Raw genomic sequence first — 16,344 nt, forward strand, 5'->3', positions numbered from 1 at the left:
CTCTTATACCGCCTTCTTCTTGAGTACCGCGTCGGCGATGCTGGGAGGCAATGGCAACGGCCGTTCGATCTTGCCCAGGATCGGCAGCAGCACGAGGAAGTGGGCGAAGTAGTACAGCGTCGCGAGCTGCGACAGCGGCACCCAGAAGCCTTCCGCCGGCTTGGAACCGCAGATGCCCAGGACGATCACATCGACCACCAGGAACATCATGAACCACTTGTAGATCGGCCGGAACGTGCAGGAGCGCACGCGCGAGGTGTCGAGCCACGGCAGGACGAACAACACCGCGATGGCTCCGAACATCGCCAGCACGCCGCCCAGCTTGTCGGGAATGGCGCGCAGGATCGCGTAGAACGGCAGGAAGTACCATTCCGGCACGATGTGCGCGGGCGTGACCAGCGGGTCGGCCGGAATGTAGTTGTCCGGATGGCCCAGATAGTCGGGCGCGAAGAAGACGAACGCGGCGAAGACGATCAGGAACACCATGACGCCGAAGCCGTCCTTCATCGTGTAGTACGGATGAAAGGGGACGGTGTCCTGCGGGCCCTTCGGGTCGATACCGGTCGGGTTGTTCGAGCCGTGCACGTGCAGCGCCACGACGTGCAGCGCGACCACCGCCACGATGATGAACGGCAACAAGTAGTGCAGGGCAAAGAAGCGGTTGAGCGTCGGGTTATCGACGGCGAAGCCGCCCCACAGCCAGATGACGATCGACTCGCCGACGACCGGGATCGCCGAGAACAGGTTGGTGATGACGGTGGCGCCCCAGAAGCTCATCTGGCCCCACGGCAGCACGTAGCCCATGAAGGCCGTCGCCATCATCAGCAGGAAGATGACGACGCCCAGGATCCACAGCAGTTCGCGCGGCGCCTTGTAGGAGCCGTAGTACATGCCGCGGAAGATGTGGATGTAGACGGCGATGAAGAAGAACGACGCCCCGTTCATGTGCAGGTCGCGGATCAGCCAGCCCTGCGGCACGTCGCGGTCGATGCGCTCGACGGCGTCGAAGGCCATCAACACGTGCGGCGTGTAGTTGGTCGCGAGCACGATGCCGGTGGCGATCATGAGGACCAGCATCACCGTGGCGATCGCGCCGAAGTTCCAGAAGTAGTTGAAGTTCCGAGGCGTCGGGAACGTGTGATATTCCTTCTCGATATACGAGAAGATCGGCAACCGGTGATCGATCCAGGAGATCACCTTGTTATTGAAGACCGGCGGCGTGCCGTGAGACGAGGCCATTCTGGGAACTCCAGCGAGATCTGAGCGGGCGATCTGGTCGATCAGCCGATGCGGACGAGGGCGTCGGAAGTGAACAGGTAATCCGGAACCACGAGGTTCTTGGGTGCCGGTCCTTTGCGGATGCGGCCCGACGTGTCGTAGCTCGAGCCGTGGCAGGGGCAGAACCAGCCGCCGTACTCACCCTTGGGATCGCCCGCCTTGTTGCCGAGCGGCACGCAGCCCAGGTGGGTGCAGACGCCGATCATGATCAGCCACTCCGGCCGGACCTTCTTGGCGGTGTCGGTCACGCGCTTGTTGTCGGTCTCGGGATCCGGAAGCTGCGACATCGGCACAGCCTCGGCTTCCTTGATTTCGGCCTCGGTGCGGTGCCGGATGAACACCGGCTTGCCGCGCCACTTCACGGTCACCGCCTGGCCGACCGCGATCGGCGTGACGTTCACCTCGATGGTCGACAGGGCCAGCGTGTCCGCGGCGGGATTGAGGTTATTGATGAAGGGCCATGCGACGGCCGCGGCACCAACGGCGCCAAGAGCGCCCGTCGCGACCATGAGGAAGTCGCGCCGTGTCGGTTCGCTGTGCCCGTGGGCTGTCGTGCTTGAAGAAGCCATGATTACTCTCTTCCGTCCCCCCGAGGAGATGGCGGGTATATAGCCGGGAAAGCCCCTTTTGTTTCAAGGCTCTGTTGGTCGCAGGCCCGATGAGCGGCATTCTGTGACAGCGTGCCGCAGAAAAGTCACTTTCGCCCTGCGGTCTGTTTGGGAAAGTTCATGCGTTTGGCCCTTTTCGAGCCGGATATTCCGCAAAACCTCGGCGCCTTCATCCGGCTGTCGGCTGGGATGGGCGTTCCGTTGGACGTGATCGAGCCCTGCGGCTTCCCGGTCGACGACAAGAGAATCCGCAGAGCGGCCATGGACTACTACGATCTGGCCCGCCTGACCCGCCATGCGTCCTGGGCGGCGTTTTGCCGGGACCGGCCCGCCGGCCGGCTGGTCCTGTTGTCCACCGCCGGCGCGACCCGGCTTCCTGAGGCGGTTTTCCGGCCCGACGACATCCTCCTGCTCGGCCGCGAAAGCGCCGGGGTGCCGCCCGAGGTCCATGAGAGGGCCGATCTGCGCGTGCGGATCCCGCTCCAGGCCGGGGCGAGGTCGCTCAATGTCGCCCTGTCGGCCGCGATGGTATTGAGCGAGGCCCTTCGCCAGACCTCGGGATTCGAAAAGCTCGCATGACCGCCAAGCCAAACCGCACCGCCACCAGCCCCAACGGCCCCTCTCCGCTGCCCGACGAGGCGACGATCGCCCGCCGCAAGGAGGAGGCCGCGACCTGGTTCGCCGGCCTGCGCGACCGCATCTGTGCCGAGTTCGAGAAGATCGAGAACGAGCTTCAGGGCACCCACAGCGACAGGGCGCCCGGCCGCTTCGAGCGCAAGACCTGGCAGCGCGACAAAGGCGAGAACGGCGAGGATCGCGGCGGCGGCACCATGTCGTTGATGCGCGGCCGCGTGTTCGAGAAGGTCGGCGTCAACATCTCGACCGTGTTCGGCGAGTTCAGCCCCGAGTTCCGCGCCCAGATCCCCGGCGCCGCGCAGGACCCCCGCTTCTTCGCAGCCGGCATCTCGCTGGTCGCCCATATGCAATCGCCCAAGGTGCCGGCGGTTCACATGAACACGCGCTACATCGTGACGACGCGCAGCTGGTTCGGCGGCGGTGCCGACCTCACGCCGATGGTGCCGCACGAGCCCGACACGCGCGACTTCCACTCAGCGCTACGCGCCACCTGCGACGCGCACGATCCGTCCTGCCATCCGAACTTCAAGGAATGGTGCGACGAGTACTTCTTCCTGCCGCATCGCAACGAGCCGCGCGGCGTCGGCGGCATCTTCTACGATTATCTCGACAGCGGCGATCATGCCCGCGACTTCGCCTTCACGCGCGCCGTCGGCGAGACCTTCCTCGACATCTATCCCAGGCTGGTCCGGCGCCACATGAACGAGCCGTGGACCGAGGCCGAGCGCGCGCACCAGCTCACGCGCCGCGGCCGCTACGTCGAGTTCAACCTGCTGCACGATCGCGGCACGCGATTTGGACTGATGACCGGCGGCAACGTCGAGGCGATCCTGATGTCGCTGCCGCCCGAGGTGCGCTGGCCTTAAAAATATCCCGTCGTCTCGGCCGGAGCCTCGCGCAGCGAGGCGTAGCGGAGAGACGACGGGATTTTTTTCTATCGCCCCGGCCAGTTCCACATCGGGCGCTCCTCGCCCTCGGCGACCGTTTCGCCCAGTTCCTTGGCGAGCGTGATGCGTCGTCCGCCGGCTTTCGTCAGCGCCGCGACGAGGCGTTCGGCGTGTGACACCACGATCACCTGCGATCGTTTCGCTGCGCTCGCGATGAGGCGCGCCAGCGGCGCCAGCAGGTCGGGATGCAGGCTGGTCTCGGGCTCGTTCAGGATCATCAGCGACGGCGGCCGCGGTGACAGGAGCGCCGCCACCAGCAGGAGATAGCGCAGCGTTCCGTCCGACAGCTCCGTCGCCTTCAGAGGCCGCAGCAGCCCGTGCTGCAGCATCTCGACTTCGAAATAACCGTCGCTCACCGCGACATCGACCGAGCCGCCGGGAAAGGCATCTGCCACGGCGGCTTCGAGTTCGCCCTCGATCCCGATCTCCTGGATGGTCGCGAGGGCGGCGGCGAGATCGGCACCGTCGCCGGCGAGTACCGGCGTGCGCGTGCCGACCTGCCGGCGGCGGGCCGGTGCGTCGATATCGGTGCGGAAGTGGTCGTAGAAACGCCAGTCGCGCAGTTGCTCGCGCAACGACAGCAGCTCGGCGCCATCCTCGGGATTGGCGCAATGGGTGAGCATGCTGTCGAACGGCTGGAGGTGCGTGTAGGCCTGCCGGCGCTGCCCCTTGCGATCGCGCAGGGTAACCGAGGGACCGAGCCGCTCGGCGAAGGCGTTGGCGCGTTGAAGGACCAGCCCGGTCCAGAGAGTTTCCGTCTTGATCACGGGATCGCGGCCGAACAGGCCGCCCGGGATCGGCAGGCCGAGGTCGATCGCATAGCCATACGACTCGGACGAGAAGCCGAGCTTCAGGCTGATCGACGCCTTGCGCACGGTGCCCTGCACGGCCTGCTCACCACGCTTCATGCCGCGCGAGAACTGCTCGGGCCCCGCCCACAGCACGGAAGAAATGCCGCCTTCGAGCGCCAGCGACGGGATGATACGGCCCTGCGCGACATCGGCCAGCAGCCGCAGCGCGCGATAGAGGCTCGACTTGCCGCTGCCGTTGGCGCCGGTCACGACGGTCAGCGGCTCGATCTCCAGCCGCACGTCGCGCAGCGAGCGATAGCCTGAGATGCAGAGCCGCGAGACGATGCTCATCGTCGTGCGGCCAGCGCCCATCCTGCAACGACGGGCGCCACGAACAGCACGAGCACCAGCAAAGGATAGGGCGCGCCCCACCAGAAGCCGAGACGGTCGAAGAAGGCCTCGGCGCCCTCTTCATAGGCGAGGCGGGCATAGAGAAAGCCGGCCAGCATCGTCGAGGTCGGCCACAGCAGCGCCGCCAGCAAAGACGCCTCGAACCAGTTGTCGCCCCGCGTGCGCCCCGCATGGATGATCGCCATCATCGCGACATAGGGAATCGGCACCAGCGCCTTGTACCATTCGACCGCGCGCACCGAGAGCGTGGCGGCGATCCAGGTGTCGCCCACGAAGTCGTTCAGCACGACGAAGATCGCGATCGCCAGCCAGAGCGCTAAGGTGACGGCGGGCCGGATCATGACGCGGCGCGGACCAGGCGTTCGAGTTCGGCCAGGCAGGCCGCGCGATCGGCCGTGAAGTCGCCGTCGATCCACCAGCGCTCGACCGTTTCGATCAGGCCGCCGACTTTCGGGCCGGGCTTCAGTCCGAGCTTCAGCGCGTCACCGCCGCTCACCGGCAGTTCGGGCGGCGTCCAGCCGCGCGCCATCGCAAGCGCGCCGCGCCAGTCGCCCGGCGCCTCGGTCGCCAGCAGCAGGCGGTCGGCATAGAGATTGCCGCCCAGATCATAGATCTGCGCCCGCCAGGCCTTCGGTCCACCGGCCACGTCGATCACTGGATCGGAGTCGAGCATCACCTCGAGCCGCAGGGACTCTTGCGTCGAGAGCCTCAGCCGCTTGCCGATCACGGTGGCATCGGCCTCGCGCGACAGGATCGATGCGAAACGGCGCAATGGATCGGGCTTGTCCTCGCGCGCGATCAGCGCCCGAAGACGGGCCGCGCCGTCGCATTCGGGCAGCCAGTGATCGAGGATCGCGGCTTCGCGCATCGCATCAACCGTGTCGGACGGCGCCGGTGCGTCGAGCAGGCGCAGGAATTCCTTGCGCACCCGTTCGCCCGAGAGTCCGCGCAGGCCGCCGGCATTGCGGCGGCAGGCCATGAAGCCTGCCGCGTCGAACGGCGGCCGGCCTAACCAGGCATGGAACCGGAAGAAGCGCAGGATCCGCAGCTTGTCTTCGGCGATACGCTGATCGGCATCGCCGATGAAGCGGACGTGCTTTGCGGCTAGATCGGCGCGGCCCTCGAACGGATCGTAGAGCGTGCCGTCGAGATCGGCGTAGAGCGCGTTGAAGGTGAAGTCGCGGCGACTCGCATCCTCCAGCCAGTCGTCGGTGAAGGCGACGACGGCATGCCTGCCGTCCGTCTCGACATCGCGGCGCAAGGTGGTGAGCTCGTACGGAGCTCCGGCGATCACCGCCGTCACGGTGCCATGCTTCAGGCCTGTGGGCACCACCTTGATCCGCGACGCCTTGAGGGCGAGCATCACCGTCTCAGGCGGCTTGTCGACGGCGAGGTCGGGCTCGTTGGTCAGCGTCACCCCGCGCACGGCGTCGCGCACCCAGCCGCCGACAAAGCGCGCGGTGATGCCGGCGGCGCCCAGCGCGCCGAACAGCGTATGGACCGCCGTGTCGCTTGCCCACGGCGGCGGTTCCAGGCGGCCGGATGGCTTCATGATGCGAAGAGCCCGCCGTAGCCCTGGTCCTGGGTGAAGAACATGACGATGAAGCCGACGATGGCGCAGGCGAAGCCCGCGATGCCCAGCCAGGTCATCGGCATGTCCTGCCACGATGGCAGCGTGCCGGCGATCCTGCGCTCCTGCTTGATCTTCACCGCCCAGGCCCAGAGAAAGAAGGCGCAGAACGGCGCCAGCACCAGGGCGAGTATCAGAAGGACGACGCGCATGAAGACTCCCGGCCGGCGTCAGGCGCCGGCGGTCAGGATGAAGTGGAGGTTCTTCAGCATACCCGCCGTGGCGCCCCAGATGTAGCGTTCGCCATAGGGCATCGCATAATAGCGCCGCTCGCGGCCCTGCCAGACCCTGCTGTCGATGCGGTGATTGCGTTCGTCGAGGAAGTGGGCCAGCGGCACCTCGAACACGTCGGCAACCTCGCGCGGGTCTGCACGGGTCGTGAATCCCGGCGTGACCATGCCCACGATCGGCGTGATCTCGTAGCCCGTGCCCGTCCTGTACTGATCGACCGTGCCGATGACCTCGATGAAATCGCGGGTCAGGCCGACCTCTTCCTCGGTCTCGCGCAGCGCCGTGGCGATGGCGTCGACATCCTCGGCCTGCCGGCGACCGCCGGGAAAGGCGATCTGGCCGGCATGGCTCGGCATGTCCTCCGTGCGCTGGGTCAGCAGCACGGTGATCCCGGGCTCGCGGCGCACCAGCGGCACCAGCACGGACGCGGGACGCCAGACCTGCGGCATCGACGCGACGCCGTTTAGTGAAAAGTCGCTGCCGAGGGGCGGCGTCGCGACGGGCAAGCCGGATGCCAAACGCCGGCTGCGCTCGCTCACCCGCCGCACAATTTCGTCAACTGTCATGCCCTTGTTCCGGCCTCAATTCTGGGCTTCCCTCAATTATAATTCCCATCGACGACAGGAGCGCCCTGGTGGCCCCCGACACATCGACTGCTACCGACGCCGACGCCCAGGCCGCCCTCGCCGACATCGAACGGCTGGGCGGACAGCTCCGCGCCGCTCGCGCCTCCATCGGCAAGGTCATTTATGGCCAGCAGGACGTGATCGATCAAACGCTGGTTGCCCTCCTGTCGGGCGGCCACCTCCTTCTGATCGGTGTCCCGGGTCTCGCCAAGACCAAACTCGTCGACACGCTGGGCGTCGTTCTGGGTATGGAAGCCAAGCGCATCCAGTTCACGCCCGACCTGATGCCGGCCGACATCCTGGGCTCCGAGGTGCTCGAGGAGAGCGAAGGCGGCCGGCGCACCTTCCGCTTCCTGCAGGGTCCCGTCTTCGCCCAGCTGCTGATGGCCGACGAGATCAACCGCGCCAGCCCGCGCACCCAGTCGGCGCTGCTCCAGTCGATGCAGGAGCGGCACGTGACCGTGGCCGGCAAGCGCTACGACCTGCCCGCGCCGTTCCATGTGCTGGCGACCCAGAACCCGCTGGAACAGGAAGGCACCTATCCGCTGCCCGAAGCCCAGCTCGACCGCTTCCTGCTTCAGGTCGACGTCGGCTATCCGGACGAAGAGGCCGAGCGCCAGATCATGATCGGCACCACCGGCGCCGAGCAGGCGGTCGCTACGCAGGCCCTGTCGCCCGGCGACCTGATGGCCGCCCAGGCGCTGGTTCGGCGCCTGCCGATCGGCGAGAGCGTCGTCGACGCCATCCTGAAGCTGGTGCGTGCCGGCCGTCCCGAACACACCGATCTCGACGTCGTGCGCCAGCGCGTCGCCTGGGGTCCCGGTCCGCGCGCCAGCCAGGCCTTCATGCTGGCCTGCCGCGCCCGCGCGATCATCCAGGGCCGCCTCGCGCCGTCGGTCGACGACGTCGTGGCGCTGGCCGGGCCGATCCTGCGCCATCGCATGGCCGTCAACTTCTCCGCCCGCGCCGAAGGCGTCACCGTCGAGTCCGTCATCGCCCAGATGTGCGCCCGCCTCGGGTAAACGTCTGGCCTAGGCATTGCACTGCGGGTGTTCATGGCTTCGCCTTCAACCCTCCATCGGTCGCTCGAACTCGCCGGCACGCTGCCCGCTCTGATGGTGGCCGCCGATCGCGTCGCCGCGACCGTCATCCAGGGCGTGCACGGGCGTCGTCGCGTCGGCCAGGGCGATGCCTTCTGGCAGTACCGGCCCTATCGCGACGGCGACAGCGCGAGCCAGATCGACTGGCGCCAGAGCGCGCGCAGCCGGCATCTGTTCGTGCGCGAGACCGAATGGGAGGCCGCCGCCAGCATCTGGCTGTGGCGCGATGCGTCGCCCTCGATGCAGTACGCCTCGCTCAAGAACATCGACACCAAGGCGGTGCGCGCCGAACTCCTCACGCTGGCCGTCGCCAGCCTGCTGGCCGATGCCGGCGAGCGCGTCGCCGTGCTGGGCGGCGGCATGCGCCCCGCCTCCGGCCGCGTCGCGGTGCGGCGCGTCGCCGAGACCCTGCTCGACGAAAGCCGCGATACCACGCGCACGCCGGCCAGCCTGCCGCCGATGGTGCCACTGCCCGCCCACGGCACGATCGTGCTGGTGTCCGACTGGCTCGACCCGCTCGAGAAGATCGAGGAGATCATCCGCTACTACGCCAGCGTCGGCGTGCGCGGCCATCTCGTGCAGATCCTCGATCCCGCCGAGGAAGAGCTGCCGTTCGACGGTCATGTGAAATTCGAGGGCCTCGAAGCCGAGGGCCAGCACACGATCCGCCGGGTCGAGGCCGTGCGCGCCGCCTATGGCGCGCGACTCGCCGCCCAGAAGGAAGGCCTCAACCGCCTGGCGCGGCCGGCCAACTGGACGGTGCATCTGCATCGCACCGATCGCTCGCCGCAGACCGTGCTTCTGTCGCTTTACCTCGCTATGGCCGACATGGGTCGGCTGAACATGGCCTGATGACATGCTGAGTCTCGGCGCGTTTGCCTTTGCCGCTCCCGGCATGCTGGCCCTGCTGTTGGCCCTCCCGGCGATCTATTTCCTGCTGCGGCTGATCCCGCCGCTGCCCAAGCTCGTGCGCTTCCCGGCGATCCGGCTGCTGGTCGGGCTCGAGCCCGCCGAGCAGACGCCGATGAAGATGCCGTGGTGGCTGTTGCTGCTGCGGCTGCTGCTCGCCACCGCGCTGATCCTCGCCGTGGCGCGCCCGCTGCTGAACCCGCAGGCCGACCTGCCGGGCCGCGGCCCGCTGCTGCTGGTGATCGACGACGGCTGGTCGAGCGCGCCAGGCTGGGCCACGCGCACCGCCCATGCCGAGCGGCTGATCCAGCGCGCCGAACGCGCCAACCGCCCTGTCGTGCTGGTCGGCACCGCGCCGGCGCCGCTCGATGCCCCCGCGGTTCGCCGTGGCGCGATGCGGCCCGACGAGGCGCGCACGCTGCTGCGCGCCTTCCGCCCCAAGCCCTGGTCGACCGATCGCACGGCCGCGGCCACCGCCATCGACCAGATGCAGATCGATCCGGGCGCCTATGCCGTGTGGCTGAGCGATGGCCTCGAGGACGAAGGCGCGACCCGCCTCGCCGAACGCCTGCGTCGCTTCGACGGGCTGCAAGTTCTGCTGCCCGACCAGGCAACGACGCCGCTCCTTCTGCTGCCGCCTGTCGCCGAAGGCCGCGACCTCAAGGTGCGGGCGCTGCGCGCCGCCGCCGACGGCCCCCGCAAGACCGCGATCCAGGCGTCCGACGAACAGGGCCGTGTCGTGGCCCGCATGGATCTCGACTTCGCCGCGACCGCGACGCAGGGCGAAGGCGTGCTGGCCATCCCGCCCGAGCTGCGCAATCGCATGGCCCGCCTCGACATCGAGGCGCAGGGCGGGGCCGGCAGCACTATCCTGCTCGACGAGCGTCATCGCCGCCGGCCGGTCGCCATCCTGGGCGAGCGCGCCACCGCAGGGAACCAGCCACTGCTACAGGAGATCTACTTCCTCGAGCGCGCCCTCGATCCCTATGTGAGCTTGAGCATCGGCGATCGCGAATCGGTCCTGACGCGCAACACCGCCGTGCTGCTGATCCCCGACGGCGCGGCACCGTCGGCCAACGACCGCGAGGAGATCGCGAAATGGGTCGAGCGCGGCGGTGTCGCCGTGCGCTTTGCGGGCCCCAACCTCGCGGCCGGCGCCGACAACCTCGTGCCGACCAAGCTGCGCCTCGGCGACCGTGCGCTGGGCGGCATCATGAGCTGGGGCCAGCCCAGTTCGCTGGCCGAGTTCCCACCCAACAGCCCCTTCCTCGGCATTCCGATCCCCAAGGACGTGCGCATCTCGCAGCAGGTGCTGGCCGAGCCGACGCCCGACCTCGCCGACAAGACCTGGGCGCGCCTGGCCGACGGCACGCCGCTGGTCACCGCCGAGAAGCGCGGCCAGGGCTATCTCGTGCTGATCCACACCACCGCGAACACCGGCTGGAGCAACATGTCTTTGTCGGGCCTGTTCGTGAACATGCTGCAACGTCTCGTGACGCTGTCGCGCGGCGTTGCCGGCGACGGCGTCAACAAGGCGCTGAAGCCGTGGCGTACGCTCGACGGCTTCGGCCGCCTCGGCGCGCCGCCCGCCGGCATCCAGATCCTGCCGCCCGACGCCGTCGAGACCTTCCAGCCCAGGCCCTCCTCCCCGCCCGGCCTCTATGGCGACGAGAACGCCCAGGTCGCCTTCAACATCGGCGGCCGCATTCCCGCGCCGAAGCCGCTGGCGCTGCCGAGCGGCATTTCGACGGACAGGCTCTCGGAAGGCGGCGAGACCGATCTTTCCAAGTGGTTCCTGCTGGCGGCGCTCCTGCTGCTGCTCGCCGACCTGCTGATCTCGCTGTGGCTGCGCGGCCTGCTGCCCAAGGCCGTCCGCTTCGGCCGCGCCGCACCGGCCGCACTCCTTCTCGGCGCTCTCGTCTTCACGAGTTCACCCGACGTTGAGGCGCAGCAGCCCGCTCCGCCGCAACGTCCCGGCACGGCGGCGACGGCGCCGGCGGCAAGACCCGGCCCGCCACCGCTCACCGACGAGCAGGCACTGAAGGGCTCGCTCGACATCCGCCTCGCCTACATCGTCACCGGCGACAAGGAAGTCGACGACATCAGCAAGGCCGGGCTCGAAGGGTTGAGCGAGATCCTGCGCAGCCGCACCTCGGTCGAGCCGGCCGATCCGGTCGGCCTCGATCTCGAGCGCGACGAACCGCGCCTCTATCCGCTGATCTACTGGCCCGTGACCTCGACGCAGCCGCCGCTGTCGCCGCGCGCGCAGGCCGCGCTCGACCGCTACCTGCGGACCGGCGGCATCATCTTCATCGACACGCGCGACCAGCACATGACGTTCGATCGTCCGGCCGGGGGCAATCCCGATCTCAAGCGCCTGCTGGCCGGCGTCGAGACGCCGCCACTGGTCGCCATGCCGCCGGACCATGTGCTGAGCCGGGCGTTCTATCTTCTGTCGGACATGCCGGGCCGCTGGCAGGGCGGAAAGCTCTGGATCGAGTCGGGCGGCGGCCGCGTCAATGACGGCGTGACCACCATCCTGATCGGCTCCAACGACTATGCCGGCGCCTGGGCCACCGACCAGCGCGGCCGCGGCCTCAATCCGGTTTCGCCGGGCGGCGAGACGCAGCGCGAGATGTCGTACCGTTTCGGCGTCAACCTCGTGATGCATGCCCTGACCGGCAACTACAAGGACGACCAGGTTCACCTGCCTGACATCATGCAGAGGTTGAGGCGATGAACATGACATCGGCCGTCTCGGTCGCCTTCGATCCGCTGCTGCCGTGGACGGTGCTGGCCGTGCTGGGCGCGGTCGGACTCGTTCTTGTCCTGCTCGGTCTGCGCGCGGGCGCGCGCGGCACGATCTGGCGGCTGGGCTCGCTCGTCGTCGTGCTGGCGGCGCTGGCCAATCCCTCGCTGATCGAGGAGCAGCGCAAGCCCATCGCCGACGTGGCGCTGGTCGTCGTCGACGACAGCGATTCCATGGCGATCGGCGAACGCCGCCAGCAGGTCCAGACCGCGCGCGAGTCGCTGAAGCGCAAGCTCGGCCAGCAGGACGGCTTGGAAGTGCGCGAGGTCGTGCTGCCGCCGTCGCAGATCCAGTTGGGCAGCGAGCGGCCGGGCGGCACGCGCCTGATCGACACGATGCGCTCGGCCCTGATCGAGATTCCGCCGGAGCGACTGGCCGGCGTCGTTCTCTTGAGCGACGGCCAGGTCCATGACCTGCCGGCCGGCGTGCCGCCGGAGCTGGGCGGCGCGCCCGTGCATGCGCTGATCGCCGGCAAGAAGAACGAACGCGACCGGCTGATCGTGCTGGAACAGTCGCCGCGCTTCGGCGTGGTCGGCCGCGACGTCGTCGCCAAGTTCCGCATCGACGATCCCGCCGGCGGCACCGCGCCGGTGACGCTGTCGGTCGGCGGCGAGGTCGTGAAGCGCATCGACGTGCCGGTCGGCCGCTCGGTCGAGCTGCCGATCACCGTCGGCAACCCCGGCGCCAACGTCGTCGAGCTGGAAGTCGGCCCCGGCCAAAACGAGCTCACCCTCGACAACAACCGCGCGCTCTTCACCATCAACGGCGTGCGCGACCGGCTGCGCGTGCTGCTGGTCTCGGGCGAGCCCTATCAGGGCGAGCGGGCGTGGCGGAACCTGCTGAAGAGCGACCCCGCGGTCGATCTCGTGCACTTCACCATCCTGCGCACGCCGCAGAAGGACGATTTCACGCCGGTGCGCGAACTGTCGCTGATCGTCTTCCCGATGCGCGAGCTGTTCGAGCAGAAGCTCAAGGAATTCGATCTGATCATCTTCGACCGCTACGAGTCGGGGAACCTGATCACGCGCGACTACTTCCGCAACATCACCGAATACGTGAAGGGCGGCGGCGCCCTGCTCGTCTCGGTCGGTCCCGTTTTCGCGACCCAGCGTTCGCTCTATCGCACGCCGCTGGGCGCCATCCTGCCCGGCGCACCAACGGGCGACGTGGTGGAAACCGGCTTCAAGCCCAAGGTCACCGAGATCGGCCAGCGTCATCCGGTGACGGCCAATCTCCCGCAGGCCGGCGATCCCAACAAGGAGCCGGAATGGGGCCGCTGGTTCCGCCTGATCACGTCGCGCACCGAGCGCGGCAACGCCGTGCTGGCCGGTGCCGAGGAGAAGCCGCTGGTGATCCTCGACCGCGTCGGCGAGGGCCGCGTGGCGCAGCTTCTGTCCGATCACCTGTGGCTGTGGAATCGCGGCATCGACGGCGGCGGCCCGCAGCCCGAACTCGTACGCCGCGTTGCGCACTGGTTGATGAAGGAACCCGATCTCGAGGAAGAGGCGCTGCGCGCCACGGCGATCGGCGGCCGCATCGAGGTGACGCGCCGCACGCTGGCCGCCACCTTCCCGCAGGTCACCATGACCTCGCCTGGCGGCGCCACGCGCACGCTCGACCTGCGCCAGACCGCGCCGGGCCTCGGCCTCGCCGTGGTCGATGTCGACAAGCCCGGCCTCTATCGCTTCGACGACGGCACGCTGCGCACCGTCGCCGCGGTCGGCAGTCCCGATCCGCTGGAATTCTCGGACGTGCGCGCGACCGACGCGAAGCTGAAGCCGCTGGTCGAAGCAACGGGCGGCGGGCTGATGTGGATCTCCGACCAGTCCGAGCCCGACATCCGCACCGTCCGCCCCGGCCGCGCCGCCGGCGGATCCGACTGGATCGGCCTGCGCCGCAACGAGGGCTACACCGTCGCCGGCATCAACCAGCTTCCGCTGCTGCCGGGCATCCTCGTGGCGCTCGCCTTCCTGATGGCCATCGCCAGCGCCTGGTGGCGCGAAGGGCGTTAAGCGCTCTTCCCATCAGTGGCACGCGGTTCGCGCCGGCTCTGCCTTCGTGCCAAGCTTCGGGCCGTCATCACGCTTTGTCGGACGAGACCGGCATGACTCGCATACAGCGCTTCACGCTTTGCTCGGTGTTTTGGATGGTCGGGCTGGCAGTCCTCACTAGCGGCATTTTGATCGCAGCCGATACACGGGACCACTACCTTCTCGCCAGAATCGCCGAGACCTTCGGCATGACCCTCACTGGGCAGAACTGCAACATCGCGATCGGCGCCAGGATACTATTCTGGTTACTACTGGCCGTCGAACTCGTGATCGCGGCGCGTGCGGTCTCGTTGAAGCTGACCGCATCGGAACAGGCTCATTTCCAGAAGGCGTCGACAGCGCCCCTCGAGACCTCGCGGGACCGCCTCCTGATCGCCCTGATATTTCCGATATTCGTGGCCGCTTTCTATTTCATTTCCTATTCGGTCGGTCATCACAGCGGCGGCCGGTTCAAGCTGTGCTCCACCGCGCCGGGCACGCAGCTTGCGTACCATTGGTACCTCCTCGTGGCGTCTAGCGGGCGAGCAGCAATGATCGCACTGGCCTGCCTCCTCTATTTCAGGCGCAAGGCGTTAGCTGCCTCTTGAGGCCGCGCTACTCAGTAGGTCGCCCGACCGCCCGAGATGTCAAAGACGGCGCCGGTCGAGAAGGAACAGGCCGGCGACGACAGCCAGAAGGCCAGTTCGGCAACCTCTTCAGGACGCACCATGCGCGCCATCGGCACGTTGGCCAGCAGCTTTGCGCGCCGCTCGTCGGTGAGTTCACCGAAGATCGCCGTCTCGGAGGCCGAGGGCGAGATCGCGTTGACCAGCACGCCTGAGGTCGCGAGTTCCTTGCCCATCGACTTGGTGAGCGCGATCACGGCGGCCTTCGACGCGACATAGGCCGCGACGTTCGGGTTGCCGTCCTTGCCCGCGATCGAGGCGATGTTGACGATGCGGCCGTAGCCGCTCGCTACCATGTCGGGCACTGCCGCCTGGCAGCAGCGGAACGTGCCGTTGAGGTTGATGTCGAGCACGCGGTGCCACTGCTCCTCGGGATAGGAGGCGATGCCGGCCGAGGGACCGAGGATGCCGGCGCTGTTCACCAGGATCGACGGCGTGCCGAGCGCCGCCTTGCTCGCCGCCCAGGCCGCGCGCACGGACTGGGTATCGGTCACGTCGACGGCGAAGGCCTTCGCCGACGCGCCGATCTCCCCTGCGATACGCTCAGCACCGGCGAGATCGACATCCCACAGCGCGACCCGCATGCCTTGCTTTGCAAAGCGATGCGCGATGGCGCGGCCCAGTCCGCTGGCCGCACCCGTGACGACGGCCACCTGCTGCGTGATGGAGCTCACGGCTTGATGTTCGCCTGCTGCGCGATCTTGCGCAGGGTCGCGATGTCCTTGGCGGTCTGCGCCTTTAGATCGTCGGGGCTGATGGTCGAGGCGGTCATGCCGAACTCGGCCCAGCGCGCCTTGATGTCGGGCATCGCCAGGATCTTCATCAGCTCGGCGTGCAGCCGCTGCACGATCGGCTTGGGCGTGTTGATCGGCGCCATCAGGTCGTAGCGCCAGACGAAGTCGAAATCGACGCCCTGCTCCACGAAGCCCGGCACGTCGGGGAAGTTGATCGAGCGGCGCGTGCAGGAGACCACCACCTTGACCTTGCCCGACTTCACCATCGGCACCGCCGACTGAACGTCGGAGAAGCCGAGCTTGATGTGGCCCGCCGCCACGTCGTTCAGCACCGGCGCGGCGCCCTTGTAGGGCACATGGGTCATGTTGATGCCGGTGCCGGCGCGGATGATCTCGGCGCAGAGATGGCCGGTGGAGCCGTTGCCCCAGGTCCCGTAGTTCACTTCACCGGGCTTGGCCTTGGCCAGCGCGATCACGTCGCGCAGGTCCTTCACCGGATAGTCCGGACTGGCCACCATCACGACCGTGGCCGAGCCGATGTCGGCCAGGTGCTCGAAGTCCTTGATCGGATCGTAGGGCAGGTCGGGCAAAACCGCCGGATTGACGACGACGGTGCTGGCCGATCCGAGGACCAGCGTATAGCCGTCCGCCGGCGCCTTCTGCGCCGCTTCCATCGCGATGATGCCCGACGCGCCGGGCTTGTTGTCAACCACCACGGTCTGGCCGAGCGCGGTGCCGAGCTTCTCGGCCAGCGCACGCGCCACCAGGTCGGTGCCGCCGCCCGCCGCGAACGGCACGATCAGGCGGATCGGCTTGGTCGGCCACTTGGCGTCGGCCGTCTGCGCGAGCGCCGGTGTCGCGAGGCCCAAGGCCAAAGTCAGGGCAAACGCCCTCCGCAGCAGTCTCATTCTTTCCTCC

General features: G+C 68.0%; 16 protein-coding genes. 7 read left to right on the top strand and 9 right to left on the bottom strand.

The features are described from left to right. Window positions 1-3 precede the first annotated feature (3 nt). Together KQ910_RS03675 and petA are read right to left on the bottom strand one after the other, a co-directional pair. Window positions 4-1,239 (bottom strand): cytochrome b, encoded by a 1,236-nt coding sequence (locus KQ910_RS03675; protein ID WP_216957126.1) that lies wholly within the window; start codon window positions 1,237-1,239, stop codon window positions 4-6. Window positions 1,240-1,280: 41 nt separating this feature from the next. Further along, window positions 1,281-1,847, bottom strand: coding sequence for a ubiquinol-cytochrome c reductase iron-sulfur subunit (gene petA, locus KQ910_RS03680; protein ID WP_216957127.1), 567 nt, complete (start codon window positions 1,845-1,847; stop codon window positions 1,281-1,283). A gap of 159 nt (window positions 1,848-2,006) precedes the next feature. Between petA and KQ910_RS03685 the strand changes: the two genes are divergently transcribed. Continuing rightward, on the top strand, window positions 2,007-2,465 hold the full coding sequence (locus KQ910_RS03685) for a tRNA (cytidine(34)-2'-O)-methyltransferase (RefSeq protein WP_216957128.1): 459 nt from the start codon (window positions 2,007-2,009) through the stop codon (window positions 2,463-2,465). Further along, the gene (gene hemF, locus KQ910_RS03690; protein ID WP_216957129.1) at window positions 2,462-3,388 is read left to right on the top strand and encodes an oxygen-dependent coproporphyrinogen oxidase; all 927 of its coding nucleotides are present in this window, start codon (window positions 2,462-2,464) and stop codon (window positions 3,386-3,388) included. The genes KQ910_RS03685 and hemF overlap by 4 nt, the downstream gene beginning before the upstream one ends. A gap of 68 nt (window positions 3,389-3,456) precedes the next feature. On the opposite strand, the gene KQ910_RS03695 is transcribed toward hemF, so the two are convergent. Genes KQ910_RS03695 through KQ910_RS03715 form a run of 5 tightly spaced genes read right to left on the bottom strand, consistent with a single transcriptional unit; the run spans window position 3,457 to window position 7,098 of the window. Next, a complete protein-coding gene (locus tag KQ910_RS03695) occupies window positions 3,457-4,605 on the bottom strand; it encodes an AAA family ATPase (RefSeq protein WP_216963543.1) in 1,149 nt (382 codons plus the stop codon). A 2-nt stretch (window positions 4,606-4,607) separates the two neighbouring features. Continuing rightward, entirely contained in the window at window positions 4,608-5,012 is a 405-nt protein-coding gene (locus tag KQ910_RS03700; RefSeq protein ID WP_216957130.1) for a hypothetical protein, read from the bottom strand. Further along, on the bottom strand, window positions 5,009-6,223 hold the full coding sequence (locus KQ910_RS03705) for a CCA tRNA nucleotidyltransferase (RefSeq protein ID WP_216957131.1): 1,215 nt from the start codon (window positions 6,221-6,223) through the stop codon (window positions 5,009-5,011). The genes KQ910_RS03700 and KQ910_RS03705 overlap by 4 nt, the downstream gene beginning before the upstream one ends. Beyond that, window positions 6,220-6,453 carry a hypothetical protein gene (locus tag KQ910_RS03710; RefSeq protein WP_068192718.1) on the bottom strand — a complete coding sequence of 78 codons (234 nt, stop codon included), beginning with the start codon at window positions 6,451-6,453 and terminating at the stop codon, window positions 6,220-6,222. Before KQ910_RS03710 ends, KQ910_RS03705 begins: the two co-directional genes overlap by 4 nt. An 18-nt stretch (window positions 6,454-6,471) precedes the next feature. Beyond that, window positions 6,472-7,098 carry a CoA pyrophosphatase gene (locus tag KQ910_RS03715; RefSeq protein ID WP_216957132.1) on the bottom strand — a complete coding sequence of 209 codons (627 nt, stop codon included), beginning with the start codon at window positions 7,096-7,098 and terminating at the stop codon, window positions 6,472-6,474. Window positions 7,099-7,166: 68 nt separating this feature from the next. Here KQ910_RS03715 and KQ910_RS03720 point away from each other — a divergent pair, with 68 nt between their 5' ends. The 5 genes from KQ910_RS03720 (at window position 7,167) to KQ910_RS03740 (ending at window position 14,614) form a co-directional block, all read left to right on the top strand. Continuing rightward, the gene (locus KQ910_RS03720; RefSeq protein WP_369408284.1) at window positions 7,167-8,180 is read left to right on the top strand and encodes an AAA family ATPase; all 1,014 of its coding nucleotides are present in this window, start codon (window positions 7,167-7,169) and stop codon (window positions 8,178-8,180) included. 33 nt (window positions 8,181-8,213) lie between these two features. Further along, on the top strand, window positions 8,214-9,110 hold the full coding sequence (locus KQ910_RS03725) for a DUF58 domain-containing protein (RefSeq protein ID WP_216957134.1): 897 nt from the start codon (window positions 8,214-8,216) through the stop codon (window positions 9,108-9,110). A 4-nt stretch (window positions 9,111-9,114) separates the two neighbouring features. Further along, the gene (locus KQ910_RS03730; protein WP_216957135.1) at window positions 9,115-11,907 is read left to right on the top strand and encodes a DUF4159 domain-containing protein; all 2,793 of its coding nucleotides are present in this window, start codon (window positions 9,115-9,117) and stop codon (window positions 11,905-11,907) included. After that, complete coding sequence (locus KQ910_RS03735; protein ID WP_216957136.1) at window positions 11,904-13,988, top strand: hypothetical protein; 2,085 nt, start codon at window positions 11,904-11,906, stop codon at window positions 13,986-13,988. The genes KQ910_RS03730 and KQ910_RS03735 overlap by 4 nt, the downstream gene beginning before the upstream one ends. 92 nt (window positions 13,989-14,080) lie before the next feature. Then, a complete protein-coding gene (locus tag KQ910_RS03740) occupies window positions 14,081-14,614 on the top strand; it encodes a hypothetical protein (protein ID WP_216957137.1) in 534 nt (177 codons plus the stop codon). Between the two features lie 11 nt (window positions 14,615-14,625). Here KQ910_RS03740 and KQ910_RS03745 read toward each other — a convergent pair whose 3' ends face one another. Together KQ910_RS03745 and KQ910_RS03750 are read right to left on the bottom strand one after the other, a co-directional pair. After that, the gene (locus KQ910_RS03745; RefSeq protein WP_216957138.1) at window positions 14,626-15,366 is read right to left on the bottom strand and encodes an SDR family NAD(P)-dependent oxidoreductase; all 741 of its coding nucleotides are present in this window, start codon (window positions 15,364-15,366) and stop codon (window positions 14,626-14,628) included. Continuing rightward, window positions 15,363-16,334 (bottom strand): Bug family tripartite tricarboxylate transporter substrate binding protein, encoded by a 972-nt coding sequence (locus tag KQ910_RS03750; protein WP_216957139.1) that lies wholly within the window; start codon window positions 16,332-16,334, stop codon window positions 15,363-15,365. The genes KQ910_RS03745 and KQ910_RS03750 overlap by 4 nt, the downstream gene beginning before the upstream one ends. Window positions 16,335-16,344: the final 10 nt, after the last annotated feature.

It is taken from the genome of Reyranella humidisoli, assembly GCF_019039055.1.
Classification (GTDB): Bacteria; Pseudomonadota; Alphaproteobacteria; order Reyranellales; family Reyranellaceae; genus Reyranella; species Reyranella humidisoli.